This is a genomic window from Haloferax sp. KTX1, from assembly GCF_902410085.1.
GTDB classification, from domain to species: Archaea; Halobacteriota; Halobacteria; order Halobacteriales; family Haloferacaceae; genus Haloferax; species Haloferax massiliensis.
Window position 1 is genome coordinate 1 of record NZ_CABPRH010000030.1, and the last position, 1,012, is coordinate 1,012.

2 protein-coding genes are annotated in these 1,012 nt (G+C 59.4%); both read right to left on the reverse strand.

Going from position 1 to position 1,012, the window contains the following annotated elements:
* Window positions 1-248, reverse strand: a 248-nt coding sequence (gene rdfA, locus FY251_RS20550) for a rod-determining factor RdfA (RefSeq protein ID WP_342765789.1), incomplete at its 3' end; no start/stop codon positions are given.
* A 128-nt stretch (window positions 249-376) separates the two neighbouring features.
* Window positions 377-1,012 (reverse strand): universal stress protein (locus tag FY251_RS20555; RefSeq protein ID WP_148416831.1); only part of this gene is annotated, 636 nt, incomplete at its 5' end.

Genomic DNA, 1,012 nt, shown 5'->3' on the forward strand with positions numbered 1-1,012 from the left:
TCTTCGCGAAGTGATTGATAGACCTGCTGGATGTCGCCACTCAATGTCGGTGCGTCGCTCCCCTCGATGGCGGACTCGAGCACCGACTGATTGAAGTAGTCCGCGAGGTCTCGGGTACTTTCTTCCTCCCCGTCGGCGCCGACCCACCGATCTTCGAGTTCTGCACCCATCCCGACAAGATCGTATTTTCGAATTACGGCATCCACCTTGTTCGTTCCCCCTCCGGACTGTGAGTCGTCTGCGGTCATGATCCGATTTACCTGAACGCCATAGTTACTAAACACTCCCGCATACCGGGAGGTTTGGCGAGGTCCCTCACGCGGAGAGCTTTATCAGGCCCGTGCTCTGGTATGTGTCGGCCGATTCACGGGCTGAGCTACTCATTTGATTCGGATTCAGGCTCGCGAACCCACGCCACCGGAACTGGGGACTGCCGGACAATTTTGGCGCTGACACCACCCATGACGTACCTGCTGAAGTCAGTCTGTCCGTGGGTCCCCATGATCGCGAGATCGACCTCGTTCTCGTCGATGTAGTCGCAAATCACCTTCGAGGGGGTCCCGTGTTCGATGACGCTGGTGACCGAGTTGAGCGACGTCTCCTCGACTTTCTCGGTCGCTTCGGCCAGAATCTCATTTGCCCGCTCAGTCAACTCCCCTTCTTTCAGGACGGAGCGTGCATCCGGTCCGAGACCGCCGGTCTCGACAACGTGAAGCAGGTGGAGCGTTGCTCCCGTCGCCTTCGCGACATCGATCCCCTCTGCCACTGCGAGTGCTGCGCCACGGCTTCCATCCGTCGGGACGAGGACATGCTTGGGTGGATACACGAGTGGTCGGCCTTCGGCAGGGTTGACCGCAACGACGGGAACCGCAGCCGTATTGATGACGCGTTCGGTGACGCTTCCGAGCAGGATTCGCTTGAGCCCGCGCCGTCCGTGCGTCGGCATAACGATGCAATCGATGTCGGACTGTTTGCTGTAGTCGACTATCGTCTTGTGCGGGTCACCCTGGAG